This window comes from Tardiphaga sp. GW821-FHT12E02 (assembly GCF_058807155.1).
In genome coordinates, this window is the sequence record NZ_JBXAQK010000001.1 from 3579583 (window position 1) to 3596456 (window position 16874).

Sequence of the window (16874 nt, forward strand, 5' to 3'; positions counted from 1 at the left end):
GTAGGGCCGCTTTTTCATGCGGTGAATCTGACATCGATAAGTGGTTCCGCAGGAAGGCCCAGACGCATCACGACGGGCTGAGGTGTCGTGTCATGACGGCTCACATGCCCGGCAATGACGTTCCGGTCGGATTCTATGCTGCTACCATGAAGCTCGAGTCCGTCAATGACCTGCCAAAAGAATTCAGGCCGACCGTCTCGTGGTGGGGAGGCGGCCAGTTTCCCGCGTTTCACCTGCAGTATGTCGCAGTTCAAAAAGCGCTGCAGCGACAGAATTTCGGGAGCATCTTGATGGGGTCACTCATCAACGACTTTTACGAAGTCGCCACCCGGAGTGGGATAGTCGCTCTTACCCTTGTCGCAATCGACCAAGACACGGCATCGTTTTACGAAAAGGTTGGTTTTGTTCGGTTCGGTGATCCAGATGCCAAGCAGCCATCGTTGTTTTTGCCAGCAGTGTCGGTCATTGAGGCAAGAGAGGCCCTGGTAGGGTGACGTTTGCAATTAATTGCACAAGGCCCGCTTCGGCGGGCTTTTCTATTTAAATAGAAAAACCCTACGACGGCTTCCAGCCTCTCAAACCCGTCAGCACGTCGGCAAAGGCCGCCGCAACGTCGGCAACTTCGTCAGCGTCCGGGAGCACGACGGTGCCAGGCTCGTCACCACTGCCGGCGCTGCCGTGGATGGCCAAGATGCTGTTCTCATAGCCGACCATATCGGCGTCGCCGGCCATGAAATCGTGCTGAGGGAACGTGGCGTTCAGATCGCTCAGAACGCGCTCCACCGCCGCTGCGCCTACGTCTTTCGTCAGCATGAATATGAAGGTTGTCACTGAGCGTCTACGATCCTGTCTGCTTACTTTTTTGTCTTCCTATCGCGTCGAACCTCACGAAACTCAGACGGTCCTTTCAGCAGCCGTCGCTTCCGCGTTTCCCGCTCTTCCGCGGGTAGGGCGGGGTCGATCATCTCTTCGATCTGGGTTGCGGCGAGCGTTGAGGATTTCGAAGACGTTGCCGATCGCTTTGCGCGGTTCGACTGTGCGCTCGCTAGGCCAAGGTCGACCAGTCGCCGGATGGCCTCTGGACGCGTGGGGGCATCAGAGTGTTGCTTTGACCACTCATCTACTTGCTGAAGCTGATTGTCCTCGAAACGCACGAGAACGCCATTCTTCCGACCGCCAGTGGAGGGGCGACCGCGTTTATTTGGGATATCCCGAATTGACTTTGACATGAATTTAGGATATCCCAAAAGCAAGCCGAGGGGAAGCTGTAACTTCCGCCCCGGCTCTAACCTTGAGCGAGGATTTGGCCCATGCCCAAAGCTGATTTGATCAATACCACGAGTCCGTCCCGCGCGCCCTGCAAAGATCATGAGACACGTTGTGGCGCCGATGGCGCGAACCAATTGTCTCAGCCAACCGCAGATCTGGCTACCCGGTCTGCCGCATTGCAGGCGGACGGCGGCAGGGGTGAACCATCCACTTCGGTTGTCGCTTATCGACCCATTCAAGAGGTCAACAGGAGAACCATCATGAACATGATCGTTGGAGCGGCGACATTGGCGGGGGCGACGCGGGTGGCGGCAGCGCAGCCGAGCGACGACGCCAAGCTGGTCGAGCTGGCTGAAAAGCTGAAGACTGCTCGCAACCGCTTAAATGTTGCAGAAGCTGAGCAGCGTCGCTGTGACGAGCGATATGCAAAATTAATCCCCGAGTACCCAAAAGCCTTGGTGTGGAGGGTGAATGACCCAGTCGGTCACGACGGAGGGCAGCGCCTTCGGGTGGATGGTCGAATCGTTTTTTGGTGCGACGAATGTGAGATCACGCAGCTACGCGACAAGCAGGTGATGCGACATGAATTTGTCGGTAATGACGCTGATGTAAAGAGCTTTCCACGGCTACTTTCGAACGAGCAGTTGGCCACTCATCCCGACTATGCGCACTGCTACGAGTCGGCACCCGATGCGATCGGCCAAAAGCGAGCGAACGAACTCATCAAGGCACTAGACGAGTATCGAGCTGCGGAAGTTGCCGCTCGATTAATGAGCGGGCTCAGCGCTGCCGATGATGCTTGCGAAAAAATCGATGAGGAGATGACGGACTTATATTGCGATATGCTGGATCTGACGCCGACTACATTAGACGGCTATCGCGCGATGGCGGCTGCGATCGTGATACACTATTGGAATGGTAAGATTGAACATCCGGTATTCGGCGAACAGAAGATGATCGCAGCTATGTTTTCGAACCTCACCGGAGTGATGATCGAGCCGCAGGCGAAGCTTCAATGAGCGACATCGTTGATACGATTGCGAAGCAGATCCTAGACGCATGGATGTCGTCGACCGATGAAAGCGAGCGATGGGACATGTGCCAGACGCTCAGCCGCAGGCTCATAAATCTGGCTCGTATTGACCCTTCGTCGAATGAAGTTGTGCCGACGTTGTTGCGGGCGCTGCAAGCTGCACATTGGTACATCGAGGACGATCTTCTGACGAAAGATCGGCCGGAGCGGCAGGAAATGCTGACGTTTATCCAAGCTGCAACCAAGGTTGCTAACCCTGGATCGCCGCTTCTTCCGCGCAAGTGATGAAGGCGCTACTGCCAATACCCTCGCGCCCGTCGGCTACGGCCGGCGGGCAAATCTTATCACTTAAACGATTGGCTGCGGCCGCCATACATGACAATAAGGTACTTCATCGCATCAGCAACTCGTTCGGCAGAAATAGCGTCGCAAAAATTGTAGTAAGCTCTAGACCCCTTGCGAACAGTTCGTATTTCTTCTCGGTTCTCCGGAAGGTGTCGCAAGAAAGGCTTCCATCGCGAGATTGTTTCGAACGTAAAGCAATCTGGCTGTAAGCAGGCGAGGGTAATGCCGTTACCATTCACACGTACATCCGGATCGATCATACCCCAACCAACCATTCCAGAGAAGATCGTTCCGTCATCTGGATGGGACACTACGGTGTTGAAGTTTTGGTCTCTAATGAGCCAAGAGACAACTTCCTCCTGAAAAAGAAATGTCCCGATCTGCTTGCCGTAGTACGAATTCTTAACCCCGTAGAACTTTCTGACCGAGCCGTCACTGTTGAAGTCTGATGACTTATCTGGCGGGTTGCATGAAGCATTCGTCTTAATTGCATCGATTGCGTCGAAGGCTCGTCGCAGTTTGGCGGCTCTCTCGTCTCCTAAAGATGCCGCACGCTCTGCCCATCGTTTGGCCTCATCATTGTCAATCGAAACGCCAATACCATTTCCATACATCTCTGCGATCCCGACCATCGCAAAGGTGTTGCCTAAGTTTGCAGCCTTCTTATACCACGCCAAGCCTGTGGCTGGATCCGCTGTATAGCCTTCTCCCCTAGAGTAAGAGCGGCCCAAGCTGGCCATCGCAGCTGCGTTATTCAAACTAGCTGCTGCTTCAAAGAATGCATTGGCTTTCTTCATATCAACTGGGACTGCTTTGCCCTCTCGATACGCTTCCCCGAGTTGAAGCATGCTATAGGCCTCCTGGCTGTCGGCCCCTTTCTGAAACCACATAACGGCTTCGTCGGCTCTTAGGCTCAGCGAGGGCTGTGCCGTGAGAAGTCTCCCCAAAGTGTAGTAAGCAGGGACAAAGCCTAACTGGGCGGAGCTACGATATTCCGCCACTGCGCCAGCGAAATCTTGTTTACGCTCCAGCGCTCTCCCGAGTTGAAATCGCGTTTGCCCATCATTGGGTTTTTCAGAAGCCGCGGCTCGGCAAGCTTGCTCTGCGCGGACGGCATCAATCTTCCCAAAGACAACGCCAGCAACGCCGCTACGACTGTAATTCAGAAAAGTAGGGTTTGCCGCGGCGGCATCACACATTGCTACGTTGTCAGCTTGCGCGACAGTTGAGATGCCAGCGAGAGAGGCTGCGAAAAGATAAACCTTGATTGAAGCCATAGCTTAACTCGTCAACAGCCGCAGGTAGTCAAGCACGAGGCCTCTTCACGTCTGCATTGATGGGCAGTTGTGCTGCTGTCACCTAAACACGAATTTAGTAAGCGGCTGCACTTGGCGACACACGCGCCTTGCGCAGTTCGGTCGTACTCGTTGCACGCAATTTTATGGATTTCAGACAAGGGGCGCGTCTGAAAGGCTTTGCGCGGAGCGGAATAACGCGTCAGCGCTTCTTCAGAAAACGAAGCAGTCGAGGAAAGCATCAGAAGTGCGGCCGTGACAATTTTGAGCGTGTTTCTCATTTCAACTCTCTTGCGGGGAAATTTCTGTCAGTTTGTTGATTGAAATTTGAAGGACCGCCGCGAATTCACTCCAGGCCGATCATGCGATCGACCAACAGGATTGCGACGATGGCGCATAAAGCTGCGCCAATCCAAAGTTGGGCTAATACAGGCAACCAAAATCTGTCCGTGGTATTGATTGCGCCGGCAAGCGCCAACGTGAGTGCTGTGAGCGCGGCGCCGATCGCATAGAACGATCTTTCTTTTCTGAGTGCATCGGATTTCTGCACTCGCGGTCGAAAGGATTGAAAGCAGCCGATCAGTGTGCACGCGCATGACGCGCCACAGAGAAAAGCGCCAAACCACATCATGAAAGCCACCCCTATGCACAAACGACACAAAGCGAGTGTGACATTATAGCGCAGCTTTCCAAACAATCTCAACATGAACGCCAATTTTCAATGAGTATCTTGGCCCCAAGAGAAAAGTTTTTCGAAGTGTTGATCGAGGATATATCCACAACTCCAATCAGGAAAAAATACACCTTCGAATGTTTCGCCTCGTGGCGAAGCACTGCCAGTTTCTAGATCAAAGCAGAAACTTCGTCCCATCTCGACTGATGCAAGTATCAAGTTATGTCCATTTCGCACCCTGATCGCTCCACGCGGAGTGTCGACAGCGCCGCAAGACCTCGCGGTGCGCCAGTCCGTTCGAATAAAGGCTTCGGGAAAGTGAAGGATTGGGAAGTGCTCTTGCTTGCCAATCGACAGCCATGGCGAACCGCCACGGTCAGGCGCATTTGAGAAGTATATTGCGGCATCGGGACGATCGTCAGTAGCGACGCGGATGCCCCAGTCCGGCGTGTTGCGCAGAATTTGAAACACGCTGCCAAGCGGAAGCTCAGCCCACGGAGCTAACTGGCCGGCACTTTGAATTCTCATCGAAAAGCTCCGATCATTCCCTAAATCGCTTACGCAGCGTCACCATCAGATCCTCTGCGGCTTTGCTGACCTCAGCGCGTAACTGACCGCGAGTGCGGTTCGGCGGTCGAAGCACCGAAATCGCATCATCATCCTGATCGAATATACGCATGACACCACGGCCGGACCGCTCCTGTTCAGACGCCTTTGCCCTAGTCATCCAGTTTGCGCTGCCGGCATTGCGAATGGCGGCAGCGAAGACGACTTGAGACAGGCGCTCGTTGGGGTCGTGGGCGTTCAAAATGGTCCCGGCGAAGCGTAAAGTTCGCTCAAGGCTCGCCAGAACATCTTCCTCGACTATGACCGAAAAGAACCCGCGCTCACGCTTCAGCGGCATCGACATTGCGATCGATAGGTCCTCAGAAACTGCGAACGAGCGATCGTTTTGATAGATCCGGAGGCCGTGATCGACGAATTCGCGCTTAGTGCCGGCTCCTGGGTCAAAGAGGGCGTGCTGGCCGTATGACAAGTCGCGCATCAGCGTTGTCGCCAGCGCAGGCTGCTCAATTTCGCTTGGCCTCAGTATTTGACGCGGCGGCCCGCCTACGATCGACACCCAAAGTGTTGGTCCTTCGCCACTGTAACTATTTCGGTCGGACTGGGGAATCTGAGCCTTAGCGCGTTCGACCGTCTCGCTCACATCGACGACGCCAGCGGCTTCGGAGATCTGCCAGCGATTGACGGCACGGGTGATCCCCTTGGCCAATTCAGCAGGCGAGGCGAAGCCGGCCGTAAACCCACCGGAGACCCACCCTTGCGCTTCCCTAATCAAAGAGCGTTGCTGATCGTCCGGCGTGATGTTCGATTGAACGAAAACAAACAGCGGCTTGCCGTTGTCGCGAGCCTCAAGGAACTCCTGATGGGTTGGCGAAATGCGTGGAGATGGCTCGCCGTATCGCTCATTGAGCACCAGCACCACAAAGTCGGCATCTCGCACACCGGCCAAGCAAGCAATCTGCGGTGACTTCGGCGAGGCCGCAAACTGCTCCGCGCGAATGACCTCATGGTCCAGGGTCGTTAGGGCTTCGTCAGCCGCGTCTCTAAAAGCTTCGAACCCCGAAATGACCGAGCTCAAGAAGACCTTCATGCGTGCTCCTCGGTGCGAACGCACCACGAACTTCCGTGCCGCTCCCGTGCTGTCAGGAGTCGTTTGCAGTAGTTGGTAACACGCTGATTTTGTTGGAGTCACGTTGCAAAGAATTGCAGCACGAAAACAGGGGAAAAGAACAAAATGAAACGGATAAAACGTCAGTGAAAACAATATCTTCCAATGGCGATCCCAGCAGGACTCGAACCTGCAACCCGCGGAGTAGAAATCCGCTACTCTATCCAGTTGAGCTATGGGACCGTTGGCCGGTTCATAACATGGCTCTATGAAAAATCCGCCCCCAGGCCAAGCCCTTCCCGAACCATTTTCCCCGTGGATACGACCAAGGAGCGGCGAGGTGGCTTTGCCATTTCGTTGACCGACCGTCATCATGGGCCGGAGCGTCCGGCGCTGGCCCGGCCATCAGTCCGTCACCATTTTTGCGCAATTTGGCGCCGAACGGCGTTCGTCCGTGCAGGGGAGTTCGTCATGAAGGTTTTGGTTCGCGCCATCGGTGTCTGTGCCGTGATGGCGCTCGGCCTCGCATCGGCTTCCGCCGCCGATAAAGCCTTCCGGCGGGACGAACTTGCCGACCGCGCCATCAAGTTGGAAACCCAGATCAAGACCGAAGCCGGCCCGGTCGCCAAGTCCGCATCGACGTTGCGCACCGACGCGGACGCCGCGTTCCGGCGCTCCGATACGCGCACCGGCCTGCAGATTCTTGGCCAGATCGTCGCCATTGCGCCGGAAGATGGCGCCAACTGGCTGCGTCTTGCCAAGACGGTGACGCAAATCCGCCCGGCCAATTCGACCGAGACGACATTCCTCAACGAACGCGCGGCAACGGCTGCCTATATCGCCTATCAGCGCGCCGGCAATGCCGGCGAGGAGGCCGAGGCGCTGGCGGTGCTCGGTCGCGCCATGGCGGAGCGTAAGCTCTATCGGCCGGCGCTCGATGCGCTGCGGCTGTCGCTGGATCTGCGCGAAGTCGCCGATATCCGCGAGCAATATGAAAAGATGCGCGGCGATCACGGCTTCCGGCTGCTGGATTACAGCGTGGATTCCGATTCGGCGTCGCCCCGCGCCTGTTTCCAGTTCTCTGAAGATCTCGCCAAGCGCGTCGATTTCGCGCCATTCCTGGCACTCGCTGGCAGCGACAAGCCGGCGCTGTCGGCCGAGGACAAGCAGCTCTGCGTCGAGGGGCTCAAGCATGGCGAGCGCTACAACATCAATCTGCGCGCAGGCCTGCCGTCCACGGTGAAAGAGAGCCTGCCGAAATCGGCCGAGTTCAACATTTATGTCCGTGACCGCAAGCCTTTCGTGCGCTTCACCGGCCGCGCCTATGTGCTGCCGCGCACTGGCCAGAAGGGCATCCCGCTGGTGTCGGTGAATACCCAGGCGGTCGATATCAAGGTGTTCCGGATCGGTGATCGCAACCTGATCAATACGGTGATCGGAAGCGACTTCCAGACAGCACTGAGCAAATACCAGCTAGACTCGCTGGGCGATGAGCGCGGGCAGAAGGTTTGGGCCGGCGAACTCTCGACCGAGACACGGCTCAACGAGGATGTCACGACTGCATTCCCGGTCGATCAGGCCATCGGCGAGTTGCAGCCCGGCGTCTATGTGATGACCGCGGCAGCCAAGGGGCCGGGGGCCGGCCGGAGCGACGACGAAGATGGCTCGCTGGCGACCCAATGGTTCATCGTCTCCGATCTCGGTCTGACCGCCTTTTCCGGCAATGACGGCATCCATATCTTCGTGAACTCGCTGGCCTCGACGGAGCCGATGGGCAAAGCCGAGGTGCGGCTGATCGCTCGGAACAATGAAATCCTGGCGACGAAGAGGACCGATGAGGCCGGTCATGTGCTGTTCGAGGCCGGGCTTGCCAAAGGCGATGGCGGCCTGTCGCCGGCGCTGCTGACCGTCTTCGGCGAGAAAGCCGACTATGCCTTCCTCAGCCTCAAGTCGAACGCCTTCGATCTGTCCGATCGCGGCGTCTCCGGCCGGCCGGTTCCAGCCGGTGCCGATGCCTTCGTTTATGCCGAGCGCGGTGTCTATCGCTCCGGCGAAACCGTCTATCTCACCGCGCTGCTGCGCGACGGGCAGGGCAATGCCGTGACCGCCGGCCCGGTGACGCTGGTGATCGAACGCCCTGACGGCGTGGAGTTCCGCCGCGCGGTGCTGCAGGATCAGGGGGCGGGCGGGCGTAGCCTGACGCTGCCGCTGAACAGCGCAGTTCCGACCGGCACCTGGCGCGTGCGCGCCTTCACCGATCCGAAGGCGCCGGCAGTCGGCGAGACCACCTTCATGGTCGAGGATTACGTCGCTGACCGGATCGAATTCGATATATCTTCCAAAGAGAAGCAGATCAAAGCTGATCTTCCAGTTGAACTCAAGGTTGACGGCCGTTTCCTCTTTGGCGCGCCTGCTTCAGGCCTCAGTTTGGAGGGTGACCTGCTGGTCGCTCCGGCAACTGAAAGACCGGGCTTTGCCGGCTATCAGTTCGGTGTCGCCGACGAGGAAAGCGCCAGCAATGAGCGCACGCCCATCGAGGACCTGCCGGAGGCCGATGCGAATGGCTCGGCAACATTCCCGGTCAGCCTGGCCAAGCCGCCATCCTCGACCCGGCCGCAGGAAGCGCAGATCTTCATCCGCATGACCGAGAGCGGCGGCCGCGCCGTCGAGCGCAAGCTGGTGCTGCCGATCGCGCCATCCGCGCCGATGATCGGCGTCAAGCCGCTCTTCAAGGACAAGAGCGTCGCCGAGGGCGACAATGCGGCTTTCGACGTCGTGGTGGTGTCGCCGGAAGGAACCGCACTGGCGCGCGGCGGCCTCCGCTACGAGCTCCTTAAAATCGAGTCGCGCTATCAATGGTACCGGCAGAATTCGTCCTGGGACTACGAGCCGGTCAAATCGACCAAGCGCGTGGCCGACGGCGATCTCACCGTTGCTGCAGACAAACCGTCGCGGATTTCGTTGCAGCCGCAGCCCGGCCGCTATCGTCTGGATGTGAAATCCAATGATGCGGACGGGCCGCTGACATCGGTGCAGTTCGATGTCGGCTGGTATTCGGACGGCAGCGCCGATACGCCGGATCTGCTGGAAACGTCGATCGACAAGCCGGAATATGCCTCCGGCGAGACCATGACCGTATCGGTAAATGCCCGCACGGCCGGCCGTCTCACGGTCAATGTGATCGGCGATCGACTGCTCACGACCACCAGTATTTCCGTGAAAGAAGGCGCCTCGAAAGTCACGATTCCGGTCGGAAAAGACTGGGGAACGGGTGGATATGTTGTGGCAACCTTGCGGCGTCCTTTGGACAGCACAGCGGCACGCATGCCCGGCCGCGCGATCGGGCTCAAATGGTTCGGGATCGACAAGAAAGCCCGCACCCTCGACGTCGCGCTGACGCCACCGGCGCTTGTGCGGCCGAGCACGACCATGAAACTGCCGGTCAAGCTCGGCGGCCTCAATCCGGGCGAGGACGCCAAGATCGTCGTGGCGGCCGTGGATGTCGGCATTCTCAATCTAACCAACTACAAGCCGCCGGCGCCGGATGAGTATTATCTCGGCCAGCGCCGCATGACGTCTGAGATCCGCGATCTCTACGGGCAACTGATCGACGGCATGCAGGGTACCCGTGGCCAGCTGCGCACCGGCGGTGACAGCGCAGGCGCCGAGCTGCAGGGCTCGCCGCCAGCGCAAAAACCGCTGGCGCTGTATTCGGGCATCGTCACGGTGAAGTCCGATGGCACGGCGGAGATCGATTTCGAGATTCCCGAATTCGCAGGCACCGCGCGCGTGATGGCGGTGGCCTGGACCGCGACCAAGCTGGGCAAGGCGACAGTCGATGTCACCGTCCGCGATCCCGTGGTGCTGACGGTGACGCTGCCGCGGTTTCTGTTGTCGGGCGACAAGGGCACGATGTCCTTTGATCTTGATAATGTCGAAGGCGCAGCGGGCGACTACACAGTCAGTGTGAAGACGTCGGGTCCTGTGAAGCTCACGGGCAATCCCTCGACCACGGTGAAACTTGCTGCCAAGCAGCGGACCTCGATGGCGCTGGCGGTGGATGCGTCGGGCGCCGGGCGGGCGATGGTCGATGTGGACATCAGGGGGCCAAACGGGCTGACGCTGGCGCGGCATTATGAGCTCGACGTCAAACCGGCTACGCAGATTCTCGCGCGACGTTCGATCAGGACATTGGCCAAGGGCGAGAGCCTGACGCTGACCTCGGACATGTTCACTGATCTGGTGCCGGGGACGGGCGGCGTCTCGCTATCGGCAAGCCTGTCCACGGCGCTGGATGCGGCGACGATCCTGAAGGCGCTGGACCGCTATCCCTATGGCTGCTCCGAACAGATCACCAGCCGCGCGATGCCGCTGCTCTATGTGAACGATCTCGCGGCCGGCGCGCATCTGGCGATGGACACCTCGGTCGATCAGCGCATCAAGGAGTCCATCGACCGGCTGCTGGCGCGGCAGGGCTCGAACGGCTCGTTCGGCCTGTGGTCGTCAGGTGGCGACGATGCGTGGCTGGATGCTTACGTCACGGACTTCCTCACCCGCGCGCGCGAAAAGGGTTTTGCGGTGCCCGACGTGCTGTTCCGTGCGGCGCTCGATCGCGTCCGCAACGCGGTGGTCAATGCGGCCGAGCCGGAGAAGGATGGCGGCCGCGAACTGGCCTATGGCCTTTACGTGCTCGCCAAGAATGGCACCGCACCGATCGGTGATCTCCGCTATCTCGCCGATACCAAGCTGAGCAATCTCGCGACGCCGATCGCCAAGTCGCAGCTTGCTGCGGCGCTGGCATTGGTCGGTGATCGCGTGCGTGCGGAGCGCGTCTACAATGCGGCCGTCGAGAGCCTGAAGCCGAAGCCGGTGATCGAATTTGGCCGCACCGATTTCGGCTCGGCGCTGCGCGATGCGGCGGCACTCGTCTCGCTTGCCAGTGAAGGCAATGCGCCGCGGGCGACGCTGACCCAGGCCGTGCAACGCGTCGAAGCGGCGCGCGGGCTGACGCCATTCACCTCCACGCAGGAGAATGCGTGGCTGGTGCTGGCCTCGCGGGCGCTGGCGAAGGAGGCCAATACGCTGTCGCTCGACGTCAATGGGGCTGCCGTGAAGAGCGCGCTCTATCGCAGCTACAAGGCGGCAGAGCTCTCCGGCGTGCCGATCAAGATCACCAATACCGGTGACACGCCGGTGCAGGCGGTGGTCTCGGTCACTGGCGCACCGGTCACGCCAGAGCCGGCGGCATCGAATGGCTTCAAGATCGAGCGCAGCTATCACAAGCTCGATGGCACGCCTGCCGATGTCACCAAGGCGAAACAGAATGATCGCTTTGCCGTGGTGCTGAAGATCACCGAAGCCAAGCCGGAATACGGTCACGTGATGGTGGCCGATTATCTGCCGGCCGGTTTCGAGATCGACAATCCGCATCTGGTGTCGTCGGGCGACAGCGGCACGCTGGACTGGATCGAGGACGGCGCGGAGCCGGTGAACACCGAATTCCGCGATGACCGGTTCACGGCGGCCATCGACCGCAAGGCCAATGACAAGGCGGTGTTCACGGTGGCTTACATCGTGCGTGCGGTGTCGCCCGGCAAATATGTGCTGCCGCAGGCTGCTGTGGAGGACATGTATAATCCGTCGCGCTACGGACGGACGGGGACGGGCACAGTCGAGGTCGCGAAAGCGAAATGAGCGGGATGCCGCACACACTTCCGTCTTCTCCGGCCGTGCCACCCAGGCAATCGCATCCGGATGAGGATAGTGCTCGGCCTGCATGGTTCGAGACGTCCGCTGCTCGGGCTCCTCACCATGAGGGTCGTCTACGGCGCCCAACACTCTCCCCGCATCCTCAGGAGCGGCCGTCTTCGGCCGCGTCTCGAAAGATGGCAGCAGGTTTCGTGAAGCGGGCGGCGCTTGGCGTCGCGATAATCGCCGTGCTCACCATCGCTGCCGTCGCCACCTGGGTCCATTCCCTCGGCCCGCTGCCGCTTGAGAAAGCCAGCACCGTCTCCACCACCGTCCTCGATCGCAACGGCAAGCTGCTTCGCGCCTATGCGATGTCTGATGGACGCTGGCGGCTGCCGGTGACAGCGAGTTCGTCCATCGATCCCGGCTATCTCAACATTCTCCTCGGTTACGAGGACAAGCGCTTCTATGAGCACCATGGTGTCGATCCGTGGGCGCTCGGACGCGCTGCGTTTCAACTCGTGACGCGCGGAAAGATTGTCTCCGGCGGCTCGACCATCACCATGCAGGTGGCGCGGTTGCTGGAACCGCGGCGCGAGCGCTCGATCAACGCCAAGATCCGCCAGGCGGTGCGCGCGCTGCAGCTTGAACGGCAGATGAGCAAGGAGCAGATCCTGGATCTCTATCTGACGCTGGCGCCGTTCGGCGGCAATCTGGAAGGTGTTCGCGCTGCCGCCATCGCCTATTTCGGCAAGGAGCCGAAACGGCTGTCGCTGGCTGAAGCGGCACTGCTGGTGGCGCTGCCGCAGTCGCCGGAAATGCGCCGGCTCGATCGCCATCCCGGCAATGCCCGTGTCGCGCGCGATCGCGTGCTGGAGCGCATGGTCGGCGAGGGACGTGTCTCCGCGGCCGATGCCACGCAGGCGAAAGCCGTGGGTGTGCCGAAGCTGCGAAAGCCGATGCCGATCCTGGCGCCGCATTCTGCTGATCAGGCCGCGTCGCTGCGCAAGGATGTGCCGATCATCAAGACGTCGCTCGATGCCGGCATCCAGCAGGCGCTGGAGACCTTGGCAAAGGACCGTGCGACCGCGCTTGGCAGCAACATCTCCATCGGCATTCTCGCCGTCGATAACGAGAGCGGCGAAGTCCTCGCCCATGTCGGCTCCGCCGACTATTTCGACGATCGCAGGGCCGGGCAGGTGGACATGACGCGCGCGGTGCGCTCGCCCGGATCCACGCTCAAACCTTTCATTTATGGCCTAGCTTTTGAAGATGGCTTTATCCATCCGGAGAGTTTGATCGACGATCGTCCGGCCCGTTTCGGCGCCTATGCGCCGGAGAATTTCGACATGACGTTCCAGGGCACGGTGCCGGTGCGCAAGGCGCTGCAGCTGTCGCTGAACGTGCCGACCATCGCCTTGCTCGAACGTGTCGGCGCCTCGCGCTTCACCTCGCGCCTCAAGCAGGCCGGTGGCAGTCTCGTCCTGCCACCGGGAGAGGCGCCGGGGCTGGCCATGGGCCTTGGCGGTGTTGGGGTGACGCTGCATGACCTGGTCCAGCTCTATACCGGCGTTGCCCGGCTCGGCAGCGTCAAGCCGCTGCGCGAGCTGATGCAGGCCAATGGCGGCGACGATCGCGAAACCTTGCGGCTGATGGAGCCGGTCGCGGCCTGGCAGGTCGGCAATGTGCTGCTCGGCACGCCGCCGCCGGAAAACGCCGCGCATAACCGCATCGCCTTCAAGACGGGCACCAGTTACGGCTATCGCGATGCCTGGTCGGTCGGCTTCGACGGCCGGATGACCATCGGCGTCTGGGTCGGCCGCCCCGATGGTGCGCCGGTGCCGGGACTGGTAGGGCGGGTGGCCGCAGCGCCGATCCTGTTCGACGCTTTCGCCCGCACCGGAAAACTGCCGGCGCCGCTGCCAAAGGCGCCGAAGGGCACGCTGATGGCAAGCAATGCAAAACTGCCATTGCCGCTGCGCCGGTTCCGTCCGGCTGGCGATCTGATCCGCGCCGGCAGCGAACAAACCCTGCATATCCAGTTCCCGTTGAATGGGTCGCGGATCGATGCCAGCGGGGGTGAGGGGCAGTTTTCCTCCGTTCCGGTCAAGGTGGCCGGCGGGGTGATGCCGATGACCGTGCTGGTCAATGGCATGGCCGCGGGGGAACTGGATAGCCGGCGCCAACGCTTGGTCGATCCACCCGGCCCCGGATTTGTTCGCCTGACAGTCATGGATGCCATGGGCGCCGCAGACACAGTTGTGGTCAGAATTCAGTGAGACCCGGCTAACTGGTTGTGAGACCGGCCCTTTCATCGTATGCGACAGCCATATGGCTGAGACAGAATACAGACCCCGCTTTGGCGCCCCCCGAGAGCAGAAACCCCGCGTCGATCCGGGCAATACGCTCGCGCGCGTGCTGGATGTCGTCACCCTGAGCCATGGCCGGGCGGTTGCGTTCCTCGCGGTCACCAGCCTCCTGTTCTTCCTGTCCGGCTTTTTCACCATCCCGCCGATCGATCGCGACGAGTCGCGCTTCGCCCAGGCGACCAAGCAGATGGTCGAAACCGGCGATTTCGTCGATATCCGGTTCCAGGACGAGGTCCGCTATAAAAAGCCCGTGGGCATCTACTGGATGCAGGCGGCTGTCGTGGAGATCGCCGACAAGCTCGGCGTGCCGAATGCCGAGATTCGGATCTGGCTGTACCGGGTGCCGTCGCTGCTTGGCGCCATCGGTGCGGTGCTGCTGACCTACTGGACCGCGCTGGCCTTCGTCACCCGCAGGGGCGCGGTGCTGGCCGGATTGATCATGTGCAGTTCGGTGCTGCTCAATGTCGAAGCCCGCATGGCCAAGACCGACGCCATGCTGCTGCTCACCGTGATGATGGTGATGGGCGCCATGGCGCGGGTCTATCTGGCCTGGCAGCGCGGCGAGGACAACAAGCAGGGCGGCTGGCTTGAGCCTTTCGTGTTCTGGACCGGCATGGCGATCAGCATCCTGGTCAAGGGACCGCTGATCCTGATGTTCGTCGGCTTCACCATTTTGGTGCTCGGCGTCATGGATCGCTCGGTGGGCTGGCTCGGACGGCTGAAGCCGCTGGCCGGCATTCCGTGGACGCTGCTGCTGGTGCTGCCATGGTTCGTGGCGATCTACCTCAAGGCCGGGCAGACCTTCTTTTCGGATTCGCTGGGCGGCGACATGTTGAGCAAGCTGTCGGCGCAGGAATCCCATGGCGCGCCTCCCGGCACCTATTTCCTGCTGTTCTGGGTGACGTTCTGGCCCGGCGCACCATTGGCCGGCATGGCGGCGCCCGCGATCTGGCGGGCCCGGCGCGAGCCCGGCGCCCAGTTCCTGCTGGCCTGGCTGGTGCCGTCCTGGATCGTGTTCGAAGTGGTCATGACCAAGCTGCCGCATTACGTGCTGCCGCTCTATCCGGCCATCGCCATCCTCATCGTCGGCGCCATGGAGCGCCGGGTGCTGGCGCGCAACTGGCTGAGCCGCGGCTCGGCCTGGTGGTTCGCCATTCCCGTGCTGGCAGCCGTGGGCGCGCTGGTAGGCTCCGTGGCCGTCGTCCGGCATCCGATGTTCCTGGCCTGGCCGTTTGCGGCCGGCGCGCTGGTGTTCGGCCTGTTCGCCTGGATGATGTATGACAACAACCGCGCCGAACGCTCGCTGCTGTCAGGCGTGGTGGCATCATTCTTCATGAGCATCGCGTTTTACGCCGTGTTCCTGCCATCGCTGCGCCCGGTCTTCCCGAGCGTGCATCTGGCGCGGGCGCTGCGCACCGTGGTCTGCGTGGCGCCGAAGGCGGCGGCTGCCGGCTATCACGAGCCGAGCCTCGTCTTCATGACCGACACCTCCACGCTTCTGACCGATGGCGCCGGCGCGGCGGATTTCCTCGGCCAGGGCAGCTGTCGTTTTGCACTGGTGGAATATCGTTCGGAACGCCAGTTCGCACTGCGTGCCGAGGCCATTGGCCTGCGCTACAACATGTTCACGCGGATCGAGGGCTATAACTACTCCCAGGGCAAGCCGGTCTCGATCGCCGTCTATCGTTCCGAAGGCACGCAGTGATGGCGGCGCCGGGTTACGTGTCGCAACTCGGGACCATTCTTGGGCAGGCGCTGGCGCAACTGGTTCGCGCGCCCTCCCATTCACGCCGTGCGGAAGCCGCGCGACATTGGGCGAAGCGATCGCTGGCTTTCGCGGCGCTCACCGCACTCGTTATCATCGCGCTGATGTTTCTGCTCGATGCCTATGAGATCACGCTGATGCCAGTGCGCGGCACGGCCGGCCTGTGGCCCCTGCGCATCGTCACCGACTTCGGCAAGTCCGAATATGTGCTGTGGGCGTTGTTCGGCTTTCTGGTCGTGATCATGCTGCTGGCACCGCGGCTGCGCGGGATGTCGCGAGCGATCTGGCTCAGCGTCGGCACCCGCGTTCAATATATCTTCCTGACCGTGTTGCTGGCGGTGATATTGGGCGAGGTGCTGAAGGGCATCATCGGCCGCGGCCGGCCCTTTGTCGGCGGTGCTGCGAACGCGTTCCACTTCAAGCATTTCGCCTGGAGCGAGGTCTATGCGAGCTTCCCGTCGGGCCATGCTACCACGAGTTTCGCGCTGGCCTTCGCCGTGGCGGCGCTGTGGCCTAGGCTGCGGGCTCTCATGATCGCTTATGCGGTGATCATCTGCTGCAGCCGCCTCGTGCTGCTGGCGCATCACCCGAGCGACGTGGTGGCCGGCGGGTTGCTTGGCTGGATTGTGGCCATGGCGGTGCGCTACTGGTTCGCGGCCCGGCATCTGGCGTTCATCATCCGTCCGGGCGGCCATATCGACCCGCTGCCGGGGCCGTCCGCAGCCCATGTGAAGAGGGTTGCCCGCGAGGCCATCGCCCCATAAT

At 60.8% G+C, this 16874-nt stretch carries 12 protein-coding genes and 1 tRNA gene; 7 read left to right on the forward strand and 6 right to left on the reverse strand.

The genetic code is table 11. The features are described from left to right. The first annotated feature begins 92 nt into the window (after nucleotides 1-92). The gene (locus tag AC1RQ5_RS17010) at nucleotides 93-494 is read left to right on the forward strand and encodes a GNAT family N-acetyltransferase (RefSeq protein ID WP_493200491.1); all 402 of its coding nucleotides are present in this window, start codon (nucleotides 93-95) and stop codon (nucleotides 492-494) included. Between the two features lie 61 nt (nucleotides 495-555). Here the strand turns inward: AC1RQ5_RS17010 and AC1RQ5_RS17015 are convergent, their stop codons facing one another. Continuing rightward, nucleotides 556-813, reverse strand: a complete 258-nt coding sequence (locus tag AC1RQ5_RS17015; protein WP_493200493.1) for a hypothetical protein — start codon at nucleotides 811-813, stop codon at nucleotides 556-558. A 716-nt stretch (nucleotides 814-1529) separates the two neighbouring features. Between AC1RQ5_RS17015 and AC1RQ5_RS17020 the strand changes: the two genes are divergently transcribed. Both AC1RQ5_RS17020 and AC1RQ5_RS17025 read left to right on the forward strand, forming a co-directional pair. Next, nucleotides 1530-2288 (forward strand): hypothetical protein, encoded by a 759-nt coding sequence (locus AC1RQ5_RS17020; RefSeq protein ID WP_493200494.1) that lies wholly within the window; start codon nucleotides 1530-1532, stop codon nucleotides 2286-2288. Further along, nucleotides 2285-2587, forward strand: coding sequence for a hypothetical protein (locus tag AC1RQ5_RS17025; RefSeq protein WP_493200495.1), 303 nt, complete (start codon nucleotides 2285-2287; stop codon nucleotides 2585-2587). Before AC1RQ5_RS17020 ends, AC1RQ5_RS17025 begins: the two co-directional genes overlap by 4 nt. A gap of 59 nt (nucleotides 2588-2646) precedes the next feature. Here the strand turns inward: AC1RQ5_RS17025 and AC1RQ5_RS17030 are convergent, their stop codons facing one another. The 5 genes from AC1RQ5_RS17030 to AC1RQ5_RS17050 all read right to left on the reverse strand — a co-directional run bounded on the left by AC1RQ5_RS17030 (nucleotide 2647) and on the right by AC1RQ5_RS17050 (nucleotide 6530). Next, complete coding sequence (locus AC1RQ5_RS17030; RefSeq protein ID WP_493200497.1) at nucleotides 2647-3924, reverse strand: tetratricopeptide repeat protein; 1278 nt, start codon at nucleotides 3922-3924, stop codon at nucleotides 2647-2649. Between the two features lie 364 nt (nucleotides 3925-4288). Beyond that, the gene (locus AC1RQ5_RS17035) at nucleotides 4289-4492 is read right to left on the reverse strand and encodes a hypothetical protein (RefSeq protein WP_493200499.1); all 204 of its coding nucleotides are present in this window, start codon (nucleotides 4490-4492) and stop codon (nucleotides 4289-4291) included. A 168-nt stretch (nucleotides 4493-4660) separates the two neighbouring features. Further along, entirely contained in the window at nucleotides 4661-5143 is a 483-nt protein-coding gene (locus AC1RQ5_RS17040; protein ID WP_493200501.1) for a hypothetical protein, read from the reverse strand. 13 nt (nucleotides 5144-5156) lie between these two features. Continuing rightward, nucleotides 5157-6269, reverse strand: coding sequence for a DUF4062 domain-containing protein (locus tag AC1RQ5_RS17045; protein WP_493200502.1), 1113 nt, complete (start codon nucleotides 6267-6269; stop codon nucleotides 5157-5159). 184 nt (nucleotides 6270-6453) lie between these two features. After that, nucleotides 6454-6530 (reverse strand) — tRNA-Arg (locus AC1RQ5_RS17050). 228 nt (nucleotides 6531-6758) lie between these two features. On the opposite strand from AC1RQ5_RS17050, the gene AC1RQ5_RS17055 reads away from it, so the two are divergent. From AC1RQ5_RS17055 to AC1RQ5_RS17070, 4 genes are all read left to right on the forward strand, one after another. Continuing rightward, nucleotides 6759-11981 carry an alpha-2-macroglobulin gene (locus tag AC1RQ5_RS17055; RefSeq protein ID WP_493200504.1) on the forward strand — a complete coding sequence of 1741 codons (5223 nt, stop codon included), beginning with the start codon at nucleotides 6759-6761 and terminating at the stop codon, nucleotides 11979-11981. A 191-nt stretch (nucleotides 11982-12172) separates the two neighbouring features. Then, nucleotides 12173-14254, forward strand: coding sequence for a penicillin-binding protein 1C (pbpC, locus tag AC1RQ5_RS17060; protein ID WP_493200506.1), 2082 nt, complete (start codon nucleotides 12173-12175; stop codon nucleotides 14252-14254). 52 nt (nucleotides 14255-14306) lie between these two features. Then, a complete protein-coding gene (locus tag AC1RQ5_RS17065; protein WP_493200508.1) occupies nucleotides 14307-16049 on the forward strand; it encodes an ArnT family glycosyltransferase in 1743 nt (580 codons plus the stop codon). Continuing rightward, entirely contained in the window at nucleotides 16049-16873 is an 825-nt protein-coding gene (locus tag AC1RQ5_RS17070) for a phosphatase PAP2 family protein (protein WP_493200510.1), read from the forward strand. The genes AC1RQ5_RS17065 and AC1RQ5_RS17070 overlap by 1 nt, the downstream gene beginning before the upstream one ends. Nucleotide 16874: the final 1 nt, after the last annotated feature.